This window comes from Nonomuraea basaltis, from assembly GCF_005893125.1.
Taxonomy (GTDB): domain Bacteria; phylum Actinomycetota; class Actinomycetes; order Streptosporangiales; family Streptosporangiaceae; genus Nonomuraea; species Nonomuraea basaltis.
Genome location: NZ_VCJS01000513.1, coordinates 1 through 1,915, shown reverse-complemented (window position 1 = coordinate 1,915; position 1,915 = coordinate 1). Strand labels below are relative to the sequence as shown.

General features: G+C 70.3%; 1 protein-coding gene. It reads left to right on the top strand.

Annotated elements, in window-relative coordinates:
* Positions 1 to 291: 291 nt before the first annotated feature.
* Positions 292 to 1,908, top strand: a complete 1,617-nt coding sequence (locus EJK15_RS69060) for a transposase (protein ID WP_171075433.1) — start codon at positions 292 to 294, stop codon at positions 1,906 to 1,908.
* Positions 1,909 to 1,915: the final 7 nt, after the last annotated feature.

Below are 1,915 nucleotides of genomic sequence, written 5' to 3'. Positions count from 1 at the left end.
TGGGTTGTTCTCATCGGTAAGGCGCTGGTGTATCAGAGCGGCCTGACGGTTCCGGCCCCACCCATGTGGTCTGTGGATGAGTCTGCCGACGATATCGCGCGTACGTTCTATCCGACAGTGTCAGCTCTTGGTATCCTTGCGGTCACACAATGTGAAGCCCTGAGCTGAGAGGCGGGTGCAGGTCATGCGGGCATGCCGGTTCGGTGGTGATCCGCAGGCGCTGACCGTGTGGTGCGCCCGCTGGTCGGCCGCCCACCGACCGTGCCGGCCTCGAGTGGGAGGGTGCCGCGCATGAGTGAATTGCGCGCGATCGAGGCGCCGTTCGTCGCCGGCGGTCCGTCCGGGGTGGCCGTCCGTGATCGGCTCAAGAACCTCACTGCCGCCGATGAGCAGGTGCTGCGCTTGGTGGGCGCGCATCTGGGCGCGCTGGCCTGCGGTGATCTGAGGACGCGGTGCGCTGATGGGCTGGCGCACGACCACCAGACGTGGGCGGCGCGCAAACGCGAGCTGACCGTGGTGTCGTCGTCGCGGTGGGCCGGGGCGATCACCAAGGCCAGCCACGATCAGTGGGCGCTGGCGCGGCGTTGCCAGGCCGCGCACATCGCCGACCTGGAAGCCGCGATCGCCACCATCCGGCATCGGCTGTCGCTTCCGGTGGGCGAGAAGGGAAGCCGGAAGGGCCCGGGCGGTTACCGCTCGGCGCAGGAGTGGCACGCCAAGAGCCGCCGCCTGCGCGTGCTGACCGACCGGCTGCAGCGGGAGAAGGCCGACCAGCAGGCCGGGCGTGTGCGCATCGTGCGGGGCGGCAAACGCCTGGCCCGCACCCGGCACCACCTGGACGCCGCCGGCCTGACCGAGACCGAATGGCGGCAGAAATGGCAGGCCGCACGCTGGTTCCTGGCCGCCGACGGCGAGTCCGGCAAGCGGTACGGCAACGAGACCATCCGCATCACCCCCGACGGGCAGGTGTCGATCCGGCTGCCCGCCCCTCTGGTGCATCTGGCCAACGCGCTACACGGCCGCTACATCCTCGCCGCCAGGGTGGCCTTCGCGCACCGGGGCACCGAATGGGCCGATCGGATCGTGGCCAATCGTGCCGTGGCCTACCGCATCCACCTGGATGTGCAGCGCGGGCGCTGGTACATCACCGCCTCCTGGCAGATCCCACCGGCCCCGGCCCTCCCCATGGCGCCCGCGCTCGCCCACGGGGTGATCGCCGTGGATACCAATGCCGACCACCTGGCCGCCTGGCGCCTGGACAGCCACGGTAACCCGATCGGCAATCCCCGACACTTTCCCTACGATCTGAGCGGGAACGCCGAGCACCGTGACGCCCAGGTCCGCCACGCGCTGACCCGGTTGCTGCACTGGGCGCGGACCTGCGGCGTGAAGGCGATCGCCATCGAAGACCTGGACTTCTCCGCCGAGAAAACCCGGGAGAAGCACGGCCGCCGCAAACGCTTCCGCCAGCTCATCTCCGGCATGCCCACCGGCAAGCTCCGCGCCCGGCTGACCGCTATGGCCGATGCCACCGCTATCGCCATCATCGCCGCCGACCCGGCCTACACCTCCCAGTGGGGCGCCCAGCACTGGCAGGCCCCACTGACCAGCAAGACCCGTGCGACCACTCGTCACGACGCGGCCGCCGTGGCGATCGGCAGACGCGCCCTCGGGCACCCGATCCGGCGACGGACGGCACCGCCCCCTGCTCACCGGAGCGATGAACAGGGGCATCGGACCGCCCAGGCCCGAACGGGCACCCGCGGGCGTGAGGAACCCCGCCCCCGCATCCCCGGACCACGGACACGATCCGCGCCGCCCGGATACGGCCAGAACGCGGGCGACCAGAACGCTCAACACCGTTCGGAGCGTTCGGCTGAGCATCTGCAACTCATGCTCAGTCCTTAGGAACGGT